Raw genomic sequence first — 15313 nt, forward strand, 5'->3', positions numbered from 1 at the left:
GCTTAAGAAAGATAGAATATGCCCCTGCTTTTAGCAGGTTACTATTTAAATTTATTTAGTGCAAGTTATTTAAGGGGGCTTTGAACAAAGCATCGAGTGTTGTATACTACATCAAAATATCTGTCTTGTCGACGATGGATAAGCCAAATTGCTGGAGGGATAATAAATGAAGATGTCTAATCTTTTTGCGCCGACAATCAAAGAGGCGCCGAAGGGGATTGTGGATCAAGGGATTTTGCGACTTATAAGAGGGGCTTTTGTTAATAGAGCCTCTAGCCAATCCTCTCTAGGGCTTTTACCTCTTGGGGTTGCCTTATTTGAACGAGTCTCAGGTAAAGTAGAGGAGCTATTTGATGCAAGTGCGTTTCAGCAGGTTGATTTTTACGATTTTTTTGGCCAGGCACTAGAAGTCGCTTCGGGTTTTGTGAAAAGCTATAGACAGCTGCCGTTGACGTTCTATCAGAAGAAAAACAGAGTGTACGAAGTGCTAGGTTTCACAGAGTTGCAAGAGCAGGCAGAGGAACTGATAGGTAATTTTTGTGAAAAATTTTCCGAGTCCTTCTTGAAGTTAGGGTTTTCTGTGAAGAAGAAGGTTTCTCTTAACGATGGATTTGAAAGCCTTGATTTGGTAACTTTTGTTGAGAAAAGCTTCCCATATGCGGAAAGTGCATATTACTGTACGAATTGCAGCTGGTGTGGATGGGAGGATTCACCTGTAAAACAGGAGGTAGCGTCACAGGATGAAGAGCCTAAAGACCTTGAAGTTGTGGACACACCTGGAGCAGATACAATAGTGGAATTGTGTAATCAACTGGGTGTATCTCCCGAAAACACCATAAAGACTATGTTCTATGTAGCTGAGGGCGAAGATAAGAAAGAGGTTTTTGTCGTTCTGGTAAGAGGCGATCACAAGATCAGCGAGGAAAAGGTGAAAAGAGCGATTGGATGTTCTGCCATTCGTTTTGCTGATCCACTTGAGATAAAGGAAACAGTGGGAGATCTAGCAGGTTACCTGGGGCCTGTGGGACTTCCCAAAAAGCTTAAGGTAATAGCAGATTTTCATGTGAGGGGCATTATAAACGCCGTGGTAGGAGCCAACCAGCCGGAAAAGCACATGTTGAACGCTTGTTGGGGAAGGGATTTTACGGCCACGCAAGTGGAAGATCTAATAATTTATGAGAGGAAGATGAAGTGCCCCATATGCTCTTCTGATTTGGATGTTAGGCCCTTTGCCAAGGTGGCATCTTTTTCTAGTGACGCCGGTTACCTGACTAATGGAAAGGGTATTTCCTATCAGGGGAAACAGGGCAAAGTGGAAGAAGCCCATTTGTGGAAGGGTGAAATTTACCTGGAGCCACTGGCTTTAAGTTTGGTGAAACCTAATGGGCCTTTGCCTTTTGGGGTAGCACCCTTTGATGTCAGTATAATAGTGCCCTCAGTAAGGAATAAGGAAGCTTTGGCCCTGGGCGGGAAGTTGGAAGAAGCCCTTGACAATGAAGGGTTCAATGTTTTGCTTGATGATCGTGATGAAAGGGCAGGGGTAAAGTTCTCGGATGCAGAACTTCTTGGCTCGCCAGTGACAGTAATATGTGGCAAGATGTCTGCTGAGGGCATTGTGGAACTGTCCTATCCTGACGGATCGAAAAGAGAATGTAAAGTTGAGGACGTAGTAAAGGAAGTAAGGAATGTTATCTGTACGAAATGTGGAGAGGACAAGTAGGTAGATTTACTCATGCCTCCCTGCGGTATTGTTTTTACAATACTATTAGAAAGAAAAGAGAGGTGCAATAACATGAGTAAAAAGATTATTGTTTTGCTAGCTTTTGTAGGCATTTTGGCAGTAGCAGGGGTGGCTTTTGCCCATTGGGGTGGTGGCCCTGGCCCACGGCGCTGGGTGGGAAACCAGCAGTTAGTTGGATGTTGGGCTGAAAGCATGGGTAGGATGGCGTTCGGTGGAGGATATTTACGAGGCGCGCCTGTCAGAAGAGGAGACCTAAGCATCTATCCAGAGGAAATAGTCGATAAAATGAACGAACTGCACAGGGCTAATTTGGAGCTTCGCCTAGCCATGATTGAAAACAAACCAGACGAGCAAAAAATCAGAAGCCTCTTCGAAAAGTCAGAGCAGCTTAGGAAGGAAATTCGAAGTTGGAGGTTCGAGCAGTTTTTAAAAGCACGGACCCAAAGCGGCCAGTAAGCCGGATTTGAGGGTTACACAATTGGTCAAATAGGGACGAAGAGGGAAAGGTGTGCCTTTCCCTCTTCGTTATTATGTAAATTGCGAAAAATATAGAAAAATCGATAAAAAGCATATTTATGAGACCTATAAGGATATATATAGTATTATTTTGCCTTATTTGACTTATTTTGACTTGCGAATCGGGATTTCTGTTATATAATAACCATCGCAAAGGTCAAATAAAGTCAAATTGTTTGATAGTTTTGGGATAAATAGAAGAGGGGGGATTTAAATGGGGCGTGTAGTTGGAATAGACCTTGGAACAACTAACTCGGTTATTGCATTTATAGAGGGAGGACAGCCTACAGTTATACCCAACGCTGAAGGAGGTAGGACGACCCCGTCAGTGGTGGCTTTTACTAAGAACGGGGAGCGCCTTGTAGGTGCTTTGGCTAAAAGACAGGCAGTTCTGAACCCGGAAGGGACAATTTACTCAATAAAGAGGTTTATGGGGCGCAACTATAGCGAAGTTGCCGAAGAGATGAAGATGGTGCCTTATAAAGTTGTGGAAGGGCCTCATAACTCTGTAAGGGTAGTAGTAGGCGATAAGCAATATGCACCAGAAGAGATAAGTGCAATGATCTTGAGAAAGCTTGTTCAGGATGCTGAGGCATTTTTGGGCGAAAAGATAACTGACGCGGTTATTACCGTGCCTGCATACTTCAATGATGCTCAGAGGCAAGCAACTAAAAATGCCGGTAAAATAGCGGGTTTGAATGTCTTAAGGGTTGTCAATGAGCCCACTGCCGCGGCTCTGGCATACGGCATGGATAAAAAAGAGAACGAGATAATAATGGTGTTTGACCTTGGTGGAGGTACCTTTGATGTTTCTATATTGGAAGTAGGGGATGGCCTTTGTGAGGTTAGGGCCACTGCAGGGGATACTCATCTAGGTGGCGACAATTTTGATAAATGCATAGTCGACTGGATGGCAGAGGAGTTCCTCAAAGACCAAGGCATTGATTTGAGAAAAGATAGGCAAGCACTGCAGCGTCTATATGAAGCTGCAGAGAAAGCCAAGTGCGAGCTGTCCTCAAGGACAAGTACAGATATTAGTTTGCCTTTTATAACTGCTGATGCTAGTGGGCCTAAACATCTGAATATGACTTTGACAAGGGCTAAGTTTGAGCAGCTTACGGAGCATCTTGTGAAACGCTGTGTGGGCCCTGTGCAGCAGGCATTGAAGGATGCCAAGCTAAAACCTGAAGATATTGCAGAAGTTATTTTGGTTGGTGGATCAACAAGAATGCCGGCCATTCATAAGTTAGTGGAAGAGTTTACTGGTGGTAAAAAGATAAACATGAGCGTCAATCCTGATGAAGTGGTGGCCATGGGCGCGGCTGTACAGGCTGGCATAATCAAAGGAGAAGTAAAGGACGTACTGCTTTTGGATGTTACGCCGCTCTCCTTGGGAATAGAAACTCTAGGTGGTGTTATGACAAAGATGATAGAAAGAAACACCACAATACCATGCAAGAAGTCGCAAATCTTTACCACTGCTGAGGACAACCAGCCAGCCGTCGAGATTGTGGTACTGCAGGGAGAGCGTGAGATGGCTAAAGACAACAGAGTGCTTGGCACCTTTAAGCTGGATGGCATTAGGCCAGCTCCTAGAGGAGTGCCTCAGATAGAGGTAACCTTTGACATCGATGCTAATGGCATATTGAACGTATCTGCGAAGGACAAGGATACTGGTAAAGAACAAAAGATAGTTATCTCTAACTCCACTAATTTAACCGACGATGAGATAGAGAGAATGATTAAGGAAGCAGAGCTTCATGCTGAGGAGGATAGGAAAAAGAAAGAGTGGGTAGAATCTCGTAACGAGCTAGAAAATGCCATCTATCAGGTGGAAAAGAAATTGTCGGAAGTAAAGGAAACTGTCCCAGTAGAGGAAAAGGGTACAGCTGAAAGAGTAGTAGAAGAGGCCAAGGAAGCTATTAAGAAAGAAGAGCCAAAAGAAAGGTTGCAAGATCTCACTAAGCAATTGCTGGAGATTTTAGGTAAATTGGCAAGCTTCGGTAGTACTGCTTCTTCAGGAGGCGGGACATCTTCACAGGAATCAGGGACATCAAATGCTTCTGATGAAGATGTAATAGACGCAGATTTTAATGAGGGTTGAGGATCCTGCTAAGATGCCGTGGGCATCACAAGATGATAAGAGCCCCCCTTTCAGGGGGGCTCAGTTATGAAGGCCAAGAAACATGAGGGCCATGGAAAAGGAGGCGATGGCCTGTGGAGTATAAAGATTATTACAAAATACTCGGTGTGGATAGAAATGCCACAATAGAGGAAATACAAAAGGCTTACCGGAAGTTGGCTAGGAAGTATCATCCGGACGCCAATAAAGACCCTGCTGCTACCGAAAAGTTTAAAGAAATAAACGAAGCATATGAAGTTCTTAGGGATCCGGAGAAAAGAAAGAAATATGATGCTTTAGGTAGTGGTTGGCAGCATGGACAGGAGTTTACGCCTCCGCCTGGCTGGGAAGAGATATTCAACTTTGGAACTAGAAGAAGCTCCAAGGGAAGAGACACTTTTTTCAGTGATTTCTTTGAGGCTTTTTTCGGTGATTCGGCTTTCTTTTCCCAATCACCTTTTAGAGGTAGGACGAACGCAACTGTTAAAGGCCAGGATGTTGAGGCTCCGTTGGAGTTGACTTTGAACGAGGTAATTAATGGTGGGAAGAAAAAGATTACCTTAAACATAGGAGGCCAACAGAAAAGCTTAGAAGTAAATATTCCAAAGGGAGTAACAGATGGATCAAGATTGCGTCTTGCGTCCCAGGGAGCGCCTTCACCTACAGGTGGTCCAGCTGGCGATCTGTATTTGAGGGTTCATATTAAGCCTGACCCAAGGTTTGGAATCAATGGGCACGATTTGACTATGAGATTGGATCTGGCACCCTGGGAGGCAGCTTTGGGAAGTACAGTAACTATCCCTACGCTGACGGGACCGGTACAGTTGAAAGTGCCACCTGGCACTCAAAGTGGCCAAGTTTTGAGGTTGAGAGGGAAAGGCTTGCCAAAGAGGACAGGGGGCAATGGGGACCTTTTAGCGACTGTGAGGATAGTGGTTCCCAAGAATTTAACGGAAAAGGAAAGAGCTCTTTTTGAGGAGTTGGCGAAAGAATCGCCATTTAATCCCAGGGCTTGAAGTAAGGGGGGATAAAACATGGATATGAACAGATTGACGCAGAAGTCACAAGAAGCGTTAGCAGATGCACAGAAGGAAGCCATACAGAGAGGACATAGAGAAGTAGATAATGAGCACCTGCTTCTTGCTTTGCTTAAGCAGGAAAACGGGCTTATACCTAAATTGATGACAAAAATGGATGTACCTGTAGATGCCTTGGTCGCTGCAGTGGAAAAAGAATTGGCCAGGAGACCCTCTGTTGCAGGGGCTTCTGTGGAAGCAGGAAAAATTTATATTTCTAACAGATTAGGGGCTGTTCTCATAGCGGCCGAAGAGAAAGCAAAGAAATTAAAGGATGAGTATGTGTCAGTAGAGCATCTTTTTAGTGCTCTCTTAGAGGAACCTGATCCCAACTCTGCATCCAGGAAAATATTGACTGATTTTGGTGTTGACGAAGGTAAATTTTTTAAGGCTTTACAGGAGGTAAGGGGTAATCAGCGGGTTCAAAGTGCTGATCCCGAGAACACCTATGAGGCTTTAGAAAAATACGGTAGAGATCTCGTTGCACTGGCAAGAGCAGGCAAACTTGATCCTGTGATAGGGAGAGATGAAGAAGTTAGGCGGGTTATAAGAATTCTAAGTAGAAGGACCAAAAATAACCCGGTACTGATAGGCGAGCCTGGAGTAGGTAAGACCGCCATAGTCGAAGGGCTTGCCCAGCGAATAGTGAGAGGTGATGTGCCTGAGGGCCTAAAAGACAAGAGCATCGTGGCTCTTGATATGGGTGCCTTAGTAGCTGGCGCAAAATATAGGGGAGAGTTTGAAGAACGCCTCAAGGCTGTCTTGAATGAGGTCAAGGAGAGCGAAGGCAGGATCATCTTGTTTATAGATGAGATTCACACTATTGTGGGGGCAGGCAAGGCAGAAGGTGCCATGGACGCAGGTAACATGCTGAAGCCCATGCTTGCGAGAGGGGAACTTCACTGTATAGGAGCTACTACCCTTGATGAGTACAGAAAATACATAGAAAAGGATGCGGCATTGGAGCGGAGGTTCCAGCCTGTTTTTGTCGATCAGCCCACGGTAGAGGATACTATATCGATACTGAGGGGTTTGAAAGAGCGGTTTGAGGTCCACCATGGTGTGCGAATTCAAGACAATGCCCTTGTCGCCGCTGCTGTGTTGTCACACCGCTACATAACTGATAGGTTCTTGCCTGATAAGGCCATTGACCTTGTAGATGAGGCATGTTCCATGATAAGGACTGAGATCGACTCTATGCCTGCTGAGCTTGACGCAGTAATGCGCAGGGTTATGCAGCTTGAGATCGAAGAAGCAGCTCTTAAAAAGGAGACTGATAAGGCAAGCCAGCAGAGGCTTGAGAATTTGAGGAAAGAGCTTCAGGAGGCCAGGGAGAAAGCCGATGCCCTCAAGGCTCAGTACGAAATAGAGAAAAAGCTCATTGCAGAGGTTCAAAGCCTAAGGGAAGAGATAGAAAAGATCAAACATGAGATAGAAAAAGCTGAAAGGGAATATGACCTCAATAAGGCTGCGGAACTGAAGCATGGCAAGCTTCCTGAGTTGGAGAAGAAGCTTCAGGAAGCACAACAACGTATAGAAGAGAGTAATACTGGGGAAAGGCTCTTGAGGGAAGAGGTAACGGAGGAAGAAATAGCCAAGGTGGTCTCCATGTGGACAGGCATACCCGTGAGTCGCCTTATGGAAGGCGAAAGGGAAAAGCTGTTGAAACTTGACCAGGTGCTTCATCAAAGGGTAGTTGGCCAAGATGAGGCGGTACAGCTTGTAGCCGATGCAGTACTCAGGGCCAGGTCTGGAATAAAGGACCCCAGAAGGCCCATAGGTTCCTTTATATTCCTTGGGCCAACGGGGGTTGGTAAGACTGAGCTCGCCAAGACGCTGGCCGAAGCTTTGTTCGACAGCGAGGAAAACCTTATAAGAATTGACATGTCTGAGTACATGGAGAAGCATGCTGTTTCCAGGTTGATAGGTGCCCCGCCGGGATATGTGGGATATGAAGAAGGTGGGCAGTTGACCGAAAGAGTTAGAAGGAAACCTTATTCCGTCATACTTTTCGATGAGATAGAAAAGGCTCATCAGGATGTCTTTAACATCCTCCTTCAGATACTGGATGATGGGCGTCTTACGGATAGCCATGGAAGGACCGTTGATTTTCGTAACACCATAATTATCATGACTAGCAATATTGGAGCTACTGCCCTGATGGAAGGCATTACCGATAAAGGGGAGATAACCGAGGAAGCACGCAATGAAGTTATGAGACAGCTAAGGCTCCACTTTAGGCCAGAGTTTCTCAACAGGGTTGATGACGTAGTGTTGTTCAAGCCATTGAGGGATGAAGAACTGGAGAGGATTGTCGACCTGTTGACCGTGGACCTGAAGAGAAGGCTAGAAGAGCGTTCTATAACCCTTGAGCTAACCAGGAACGCTAAACGGTTCATAGCTAAAGAGGGTAGCGATCCTGTCTATGGAGCCAGGCCTTTGAAGCGTTTCATAGCTCACGAGGTGGAGACTAAGATAGCGAGAATGATATTGAGTGGACAGTTGTATGAAGGCAAGAAGCTGTTAATTGATTCAGATGGAAAGAAACTTACTTTTGCCGTATCCTAAAAACGAAAAAGGGGCGTAATTTGAGATTGCGCCCCTTTTTCGTTGTAGCTATGCCTCATTATCCATTAAAGGAATTTTGCTAAAGGCCTTCTCAAGAGTCATGAAGAAACCAAAGCCCAACATGGAACAGGCGATTCCTACAAAGAAGGGATGTATGCTGCCTATGATTCCTGGGGCGCTGAGATTCATGATTTTCTGAGATGTGGGGGCGAAAGCTAAAGCGTACCACGCTAAAGCTGGTGCCAACCCACTCAAAGAGGTTCCCCAGAAGGTTAATTTCTTTAAGTTGTCCCCAAAAATTAGTAATGCGAGGTACGGAATGAGAATAGCAGAGGCCAGAAGGGTCCAGCTGGTTGTGCAAATCATAGCTATGATTTGAGAATTTTTTGTAGCGAAGATGCCAGAAAGGATCGCACAGGAAGCCACTAAGGCTTTCCATATTAGATTGTTGGGACGTCTGTGCAAGATGTCGTTAGTTATTGCTGCTGCAACGATATGAAGCAATGCAGAGGCTGTTGATAAAGATGCTGAGACTATAGCTATGGCGAATATTTGCCCTCCCACCTTAGGAAGGAGCCTTGAGACCAAAAGGGGGATTACTGAATCTACTGATTTTACTTCTGGTCCTAGAACCAATCTTGAGAGAGCGCCAGCGAAATATGCTCCTCCTACAACTATTCCTATGCTGAGCATGGCAAAGGGGATTACCCTTTTTGCTTCTTTAGGGCTTTTTAGGGCAAAATGCCTTTGTATAAGCTGAGGTTGAGCCCAGACTCCTATGGATGTGACGGAAACCAGAGAGAATATAAAAAGCCCTCCTTGGCCGGAGCTTAAAGCCGTAAAACCGTTGGTTGCATGTTGGGTAGCATCTAGTGATGCTAGGCTTGTTATCCCTTCTATAGGGCCTCCTACTGCGCGTAATGTAGCAAAAAGCAAGGCAAGGACTCCTACAAGCATTATTCCTCCCTGAAGGGCCTCGGTGTATAGGACGCCTCTTAACCCACCCCAGGATACACTTAAGGCTACTACCAGAATCAAACTCCAAAGGCAGATGGTGACCGATAGCCCCGTAACTCCTGATAACATGTATGCGGCTCCCTTGAATACCGCCGATGCATATACTATGAGTAAGGCACTGGATAAGCCGCCCAAGTAAATTCTAAAGAGCTTGGAATCAGCTGCAGTACCTAACATTTCTGCTGGGGTGCGGGCTTTCAGTTTCCGTTGCCATAATCTGGTGGGCCAGGCCAGGAAGCGATATACAAACCATGTTCCAAGCCACATGTTACCTGCTGCTATAAGCAACATTTGCAAGCCATACCTGTAGCATAAGCCAGAGAAGCCAACAAGCGCTACAGCTGAGACGTAAGTTGCCACATATGCAAGAGCCTGTATTAAAACGCCTACCTTTCCTGGCAATAATACGTCGTGTCCCTTGGACCATCGGGCTAGAAACACTAAAGCAATTCCGTAAATCAGCCATATTGAAAGGTTAATCATGACTTATCCCCCCTGTCTGAAATGAGCATCCAAATGGGTAAAAGTATCCCTGCTGCAATGGCGGCCATTGAAAAAATAATGAAGCTATCAATTTGATGCATGCCTGTCACCTCCATTAAGATAAAAAAATCCGCCTCCCCGATCGGGAAGGCGGATTTGAAAGCTGTAGGTGTTTTCTTGCACTTACCCTGCTTTCATGCAACAGCCAACCTCGCCCGAATCGGTTCGATGCGGGGTAAAGTACAAGTAATAATAGTAATTAAAAACGAAAGCTTGCGAAGTGGCCATTTTGTCCTCCGTGCTCATATTGTATGTTAAATTACAAAGCAGACTATCATCTGTGTCCTCATTTGTCAACGTGTAAATTTGCATTTGTTGTAGAAGGGCCTATATTTCGTTTCTTTTGGCTTTTATGCTGCGCTTTCTTGGCTTTTTGCCCTTTTCGAAGCTTTTTTCCTAGCTTCGTGGTTCAGTATGTTTTTCCTAACCCTCACGGAAAGTGGGGTTACTTCCACTAGCTCATCTTCCGCTATCCACTCTAAGGCCGCGTCAAGGGTTAGTTTTCTGGGTACGTCCAGGATAACGGTATTGTCCTTTGTGGAGGAGCGATGGTTAGTGACGTGTTTTTTCTTTGTTGGGTTGCAAGGAAGGTCGTTGGCTCTTGAATGTTCTCCTATGACCATACCTTCGTAGACTTTATCCATAGGTGATATGAAAAGAGTTCCTCTCTGCTGTAAGTTCTCGAGCTGGTAGCTTGTAGCTTCACCGTTATCCATGCTTACCATTGAGCCTCTGTTTCTTCCCGATATTTCACCTCGCCACAGGTCATAGCCTATGAAACGAGAGGACATTATTCCAAGGCCGCGGGTGTCTGTCAGAAACTCCGTTCGATAACCTATAAGGCCTCTGGTAGGGATGTTAAATTCTAGTCTCATGAGGCCTGTCCCTAAGTTATGAGCGCTTGTAAATTCCCCTTTGCGTCTGGAAATTTTTTCTATAACCGCGCCCTGGTATTCCTCTGGGACATCTATTATCAGCTGCTCCATGGGTTCCAATAGGTTCCCATTTTCGTCCCGTTTTGTTATTACTTCTGGCCTTGACACGCAGAGCTCCATGCCTTCTCTTCGCATTTCCTCTATGAGAATGGCAAGATGTAATTCCCCTCGACCTGACACTTTCAATCCATCTGGCCTTCCAATATCCTCTACTTTTAAGGCCACGTTTACCCTGGCTTCCTGCATGAGGCGTTCTTTTATTTGTCTTAACGTGACAGCTCTGCCTTCTTTGCCCGCGAAGGGGCCATTGTTTACCAAAAAGAACATGGAAACTGTTGGTTCTTCTATTTCTAGAGGATGAAGAGGAAGGTTAGCGTTCTCTTCGAATGAGAGAGTGTCTCCTATGGATATGTCCTCTGGACCAGCTATCCACACAACGTCACCTGCAGAGGCTTCTTCTACTTCAGTTAGTTTGAAGCCTTTTGTCAGCCACAGGTGGGTGATCTTTGCCTTTTCCTGAGCGGTTATCTCCCATTGGGTTTTATCTATATCCTTCCAGGCCGTGCTGGTCCTTATTATTACGTCGCCCTTTTTGATCTTTCCTTGGACTATCCTTCCGCACCCTACCCGGCCTATGTAATCATTCCATGTTATGCTTGTGGCCTGCATGAGAAAAGGCTTATTGATGTCACCCTGTGGGGGAGGTACGAAGTTTATTATGGTTTCAAATAAGGCGTCCATGCCTTCGGGGTTGTCTTTCTCCAAATCCCTCACGAACCAGCCGTGAAGTCCTGAGCCGTACAGGACGGGGAAGTCTGCCTGCTCTTCAGTGGCGCCTAGTTCGAGAAAAAGATCGAAAGTGGCGTTCAATGCTTCATTTATAGCTGCATTTGGACGGTCCACCTTGTTCACTACAACTATGGGCCTTAGCCCTGCTTTTAGGGCTCGCATTAGTACGTAACGGGTTTGAGGCATAGGCCCCTCGTTGGCATCTACCAAAAGCAAGGCAGAATCAACCATAGATATAATGCGTTCTACCTCTCCTGAGAAGTCAGCATGTCCAGGAGTATCAATTATGTTTATGAGGTAGTCTTTCCATTCTACGGAGCAGTGCTTTGCCCGTATTGTTATGCCCCTTTCCCGTTCCAGGACGTTGTTGTCCATGATGCGCTCTTCTACTCTGGCGTTGTCTCGAAAGAGCTTAGCTGCTTTGAAGACTGAGTCCAACAATGTAGTTTTGCCATGATCAATGTGGGCTATTATGGCGACATTCCTTATTTTAGATATATCTCTCATTCAGTTCCTTCCTTCCTGATGGTGTAACTTGCAAGTTTATGGCCCATCGTAAAGCCAAACAAACCAAACAAAGGTGTATTATACTGCAATTTTCAGAAAAAGCCATAATATACGGTATTTGCAGCCAATTGCCCCCACTTCCACAACGTAGCATTTCTTGGAGAGGGGTGTGGAATGTTGAGTTACAATGAGGTATACTTTGTCGTTGAACATTTTGGTTATTTGGCGAAAGCGTTAGCAAGAAAAGGAAGTGATAAAGTGCATATTGCTGTTTTGGTAAAGCAGGTTCCCGATTCGGATGAAGTAAAGATGGATGAAGAGAAAGGGACGATGGTCAGATCAGGAGTTGGGGCTATCATCAATCCTCTTGACCTTCATGCCATTGAGTGTGCATTAGATTTGAGAAAAAAACATGGAGGCAAGGTGAGAGTTTTTTCTATGGGACCCCCTCAGGCTGAAGAAGCTCTAAGAGAGGCGGTGGCCCTTGGAGTCGATGAAGTTTTCTTGCTTACGGACCCTTGTTTCGCGGCAGCCGATACCTGGGCTACTGCTAAGACCCTCGCGGCGGCTTTAAGTAAGGCAGGCCCTCATGATCTTATCCTTGCAGGCGAAAAGGCAACTGACGGTGAAACAGGGCAGGTAGGCCCGGAGGTTGCAGTTATGCTAGGGTTGCCTTTCAGCACTTATGTTAGCCGTCTGGCCATCGAAAAAGATTTTGCTGTAGTACACAGAACAGTGGAGGATGGTGTGGAGATTCAGAGGCTCCCTTTACCCTGCCTCTTGACGGTCCTAAGAGATCTCAATGAACCTTCAATGCCGACCTTAAGTGGGAAGAAAAAAGCTCGAAGATTTAATGTCGTTAAGTGGAGTCATGAAGAAATAGACTTGTCTCCTTTGGAGGTGGGACTTTCGGGTTCACCGACGAGAGTAGTGAAAATTTTCTATCCTAAAGTAACCAGAGAAGGTGCTTTTTACAAAGGCAAAGATTTGGATAAGGGCATAGAACATCTTTTGGAGGAGCTTCACTCCAGGGGCCTCTTGGATGGAGGAAAGGGCAATGCATAGGAATAATTCTTCCAGCGAAATTTTAGTAGTAGGAGAAGTCAGGGGAGGAATCCTTCATTCCGCGACAATAGAGCTCACGGCCAAGGCAAGGAAGCTGGCAGATATTTTGGGCGCCAAGGTTACAACTTTGTTGATGTATAACCATGTAGATCGTTCCGTGGAGGACCTTTCATGGTGGGGAGCAGACGTAGTCTTATGTGCCGTTGGGGAGGAGTTTGAGTCTTTTAATCAAGAGATATATACAAATATTATAAGCTATTTGATAGAACAGAGGAAGCCTCAGATAGTCTTAGCTCCAGCCACAACCTCGGGTAGAACTTACATGCCTGCTGTGGCAGCTAAAATACATACGGGCCTTACGGCGGACTGTACTGGCCTTGATATAGACAAAGATACCGGTCTTCTCCTTCAGACAAGGCCGGCAATTGGCGGAAACATCATGGCTACGATTCAAACGCCAAATCACATGCCGCAAATGGCTACGGTCAGGCCCAGGACGTTTCCTGTCCCCAAGCCTGATAAGAGACGTAAAGCACAAGTAAAGTATCTAACTCTTCCAGAAGAGCTTCTAAAGAGCTCTATTGAGATTGTGGGGAAAGAAGTTCAGGAAGGGTTGGACGTTAATATACAGGATTTGGATGTTGTAGTTTCTGGAGGTAAAGGGCTCAAAAAGGCAGAAAATTTCAAGCTATTGGAGGAATTGGCCTTTGTACTTGGTGGAGGAGTTGGAGCGAGTCGTGCAGCCGTGGACAATAAGTGGATAAGCTATCCTCACCAGGTGGGATTGAGCGGTAAGGTGGTTTCTCCAAAGGTTTATTTTGCTATAGGGATTTCTGGCTCGGTGCAGCATCTTGCTGGAATGCAGACAGCAGATTTTATAGTGGCCATAAATAAAGATCCAGAGGCTCCCATTTTCAGGGTGGCTGATATAGCCTTTTGTGGCGACCTTTTCGATATAGTCCCCAGGTTAATAGAGAAAATAAAGGCAGAAGGGGGAAAAGAGCAGTGACTACGTTCATGCCTGTGACAGATAAGGTAATAGAGGACCTACGTGCAATTGTGGGTTCCCATAATGTATCTACAGATGAAGAAAAAAGGCTCACATATTCTAGGGACGAGGTGGGAGTGCAGTTCTGGGATCGGGAATATTGTGCCGATGTAGTAGTTTTCCCAGAGAGCACAGAGCACGTTTCCAAGATCATGGCTTACGCAAACGAGAATATTATTCCTGTGACTCCCAGAGGGGCTGGTACTGGGCTTTCAGGAGGTGCTGTTCCTGCTTATGGTGGGATAATTATGTCTTTTGAAAAGATGAATCGGATTCTGGAATTAGACTTAGAAAACCTTACCGTTACGGTGGAGCCTGGTGTTGTAACTTCAGAGATTCAGGTGGCAGCCATGAAGCATTCTCTGCAGTATGCAGGTGACCCTTGTAGTGGAGATGCATCCTTCATAGGAGGCAATGTGGCAGAGAATGCTGGAGGTAATAAGGTCATAAAGTATGGAACCACTGGAGCCAACGTGTTGGGCCTTGAGGTGGTTTTGCCCTCTGGTGAAGTTACATGGTTTGGAGGGAAGAGACGAAAGGATGTTACTGGGTTGGACCTAGTACATCTTATGGTGGGCTCAGAAGGCACCTTGGGTGTAGTGACCAAGATCATACTTAAACTTGTCCCTTTGCAGGATAGGATAGTGGATCTTTTAGTCCCCTTTGAAAAAGTGGAGGACGCTATATCCTTTGTGCCAAAAGTTATAACTGAGGCAAAAATAGTTCCTGTGGCATTGGAATTCATGGACAGAAGAGCACTAAAGATAGTGTCCAGATATCTTGGAAGTTCTCTTCCATTTGATGATGCCGGAGCCCATCTGATAATACAGTTAGAAGGAAGGGATCCTGAGGTTTTGGCTGATGAATATGAGAAAGTTGGAGATATGTGTCTGGGAAACGGAGCCTTGGAAGTTTTTGTTGCAGATAATCGTAATTTCAGGGAAAAGCTGTGGAAAGCTAGAAAGGGTATAGCGGAAGCGGTTATGGCTTTTTATACCAAGTACGCAAAAGAGGATATTTCTGTGCCAATACGGGAAGTCCCTGCACTAATAAAGGCAGTGGATGAGGTTTGCCAAAAGTGGAACCTTGAGGCTGCAAATTATGGCCATGCTGGAGATGGCAATGTTCACATCAATCTTCTGGCCGGTGAAGACCGAGCAGATTGGCATGAAGCTATAGAAGGAGCCAGGGTAGATCTTTATGAAGCAACAAAAAAGCTTGGCGGAACCCTTTCTGGGGAACATGGCATAGGACTCAAGCGAAAAAAGTATATAGGCATGTTCCTTGATGAAGCGCAAATAAGGCTTATAAAGGGCATAAAGAAAGTTTTCGATCCTAAAGGGATATTGAATCCTGGTAAATTGGTTGACTGATGCGTTTTTAATT

General features: G+C 45.5%; 10 protein-coding genes. 8 read left to right on the forward strand and 2 right to left on the reverse strand.

The features are described 5' to 3' along the window. The first annotated feature begins 166 nt into the window (after window positions 1-166). The 5 genes from H0Z23_RS05320 to clpB all read left to right on the forward strand — a co-directional run bounded on the left by H0Z23_RS05320 (window position 167) and on the right by clpB (window position 8023). Entirely contained in the window at window positions 167-1720 is a 1554-nt protein-coding gene (locus H0Z23_RS05320; protein ID WP_296867973.1) for a YbaK/EbsC family protein, read from the forward strand. 72 nt (window positions 1721-1792) lie between these two features. Next, complete coding sequence (locus H0Z23_RS05325; protein ID WP_296867975.1) at window positions 1793-2197, forward strand: hypothetical protein; 405 nt, start codon at window positions 1793-1795, stop codon at window positions 2195-2197. A gap of 274 nt (window positions 2198-2471) precedes the next feature. Beyond that, a complete protein-coding gene (gene dnaK, locus H0Z23_RS05330; RefSeq protein WP_296867977.1) occupies window positions 2472-4361 on the forward strand; it encodes a molecular chaperone DnaK in 1890 nt (629 codons plus the stop codon). 113 nt (window positions 4362-4474) lie between these two features. Next, window positions 4475-5395 carry a DnaJ C-terminal domain-containing protein gene (locus tag H0Z23_RS05335; protein WP_296867978.1) on the forward strand — a complete coding sequence of 307 codons (921 nt, stop codon included), beginning with the start codon at window positions 4475-4477 and terminating at the stop codon, window positions 5393-5395. Window positions 5396-5413: 18 nt separating this feature from the next. Beyond that, complete coding sequence (clpB, locus tag H0Z23_RS05340; protein WP_296867980.1) at window positions 5414-8023, forward strand: ATP-dependent chaperone ClpB; 2610 nt, start codon at window positions 5414-5416, stop codon at window positions 8021-8023. A gap of 48 nt (window positions 8024-8071) precedes the next feature. On the opposite strand, the gene H0Z23_RS05345 is transcribed toward clpB, so the two are convergent. Together H0Z23_RS05345 and typA are read right to left on the reverse strand one after the other, a co-directional pair. After that, window positions 8072-9523 (reverse strand): sodium:solute symporter family protein, encoded by a 1452-nt coding sequence (locus tag H0Z23_RS05345; RefSeq protein ID WP_296867982.1) that lies wholly within the window; start codon window positions 9521-9523, stop codon window positions 8072-8074. A 410-nt stretch (window positions 9524-9933) separates the two neighbouring features. Next, window positions 9934-11814, reverse strand: coding sequence for a translational GTPase TypA (gene typA, locus H0Z23_RS05350; RefSeq protein WP_296867983.1), 1881 nt, complete (start codon window positions 11812-11814; stop codon window positions 9934-9936). A 174-nt stretch (window positions 11815-11988) separates the two neighbouring features. Between typA and H0Z23_RS05355 the strand changes: the two genes are divergently transcribed. From H0Z23_RS05355 to H0Z23_RS05365, 3 genes are read left to right on the forward strand one after another with little or no spacing between them, the layout of a single operon-like run. Beyond that, a complete protein-coding gene (locus H0Z23_RS05355) occupies window positions 11989-12879 on the forward strand; it encodes an electron transfer flavoprotein subunit beta/FixA family protein (protein ID WP_296867985.1) in 891 nt (296 codons plus the stop codon). Continuing rightward, entirely contained in the window at window positions 12872-13888 is a 1017-nt protein-coding gene (locus H0Z23_RS05360) for an electron transfer flavoprotein subunit alpha/FixB family protein (RefSeq protein ID WP_296867987.1), read from the forward strand. Before H0Z23_RS05355 ends, H0Z23_RS05360 begins: the two co-directional genes overlap by 8 nt. Continuing rightward, on the forward strand, window positions 13885-15300 hold the full coding sequence (locus tag H0Z23_RS05365; protein ID WP_296867989.1) for an FAD-linked oxidase C-terminal domain-containing protein: 1416 nt from the start codon (window positions 13885-13887) through the stop codon (window positions 15298-15300). Before H0Z23_RS05360 ends, H0Z23_RS05365 begins: the two co-directional genes overlap by 4 nt. The last annotated feature ends 13 nt before the right edge of the window (window positions 15301-15313 follow it).

This window comes from Thermovirga sp., from assembly GCF_017656375.1.
Taxonomy (GTDB): Bacteria; Synergistota; Synergistia; order Synergistales; family Thermovirgaceae; genus Thermovirga.

What these genes read in the sequence shown, in the direction of transcription:
- clpB (WP_296867980.1), top strand. Translation starts at nt 5,414, where the DNA reads ATGGATATGAACAGATTGACGCAGAAGTCACAAGAAGCGTTAGCAGAT.
- typA (WP_296867983.1), bottom strand. Translation starts at nt 11,814, where the DNA reads ATGAGAGATATATCTAAAATAAGGAATGTCGCCATAATAGCCCACATT.
- H0Z23_RS05320 (WP_296867973.1), top strand. Translation starts at nt 167, where the DNA reads ATGAAGATGTCTAATCTTTTTGCGCCGACAATCAAAGAGGCGCCGAAG.
- dnaK (WP_296867977.1), top strand. Translation starts at nt 2,472, where the DNA reads ATGGGGCGTGTAGTTGGAATAGACCTTGGAACAACTAACTCGGTTATT.
- H0Z23_RS05355 (WP_296867985.1), top strand. Translation starts at nt 11,989, where the DNA reads ATGTTGAGTTACAATGAGGTATACTTTGTCGTTGAACATTTTGGTTAT.
- H0Z23_RS05360 (WP_296867987.1), top strand. Translation starts at nt 12,872, where the DNA reads ATGCATAGGAATAATTCTTCCAGCGAAATTTTAGTAGTAGGAGAAGTC.
- H0Z23_RS05345 (WP_296867982.1), bottom strand. Translation starts at nt 9,523, where the DNA reads ATGATTAACCTTTCAATATGGCTGATTTACGGAATTGCTTTAGTGTTT.
- H0Z23_RS05325 (WP_296867975.1), top strand. Translation starts at nt 1,793, where the DNA reads ATGAGTAAAAAGATTATTGTTTTGCTAGCTTTTGTAGGCATTTTGGCA.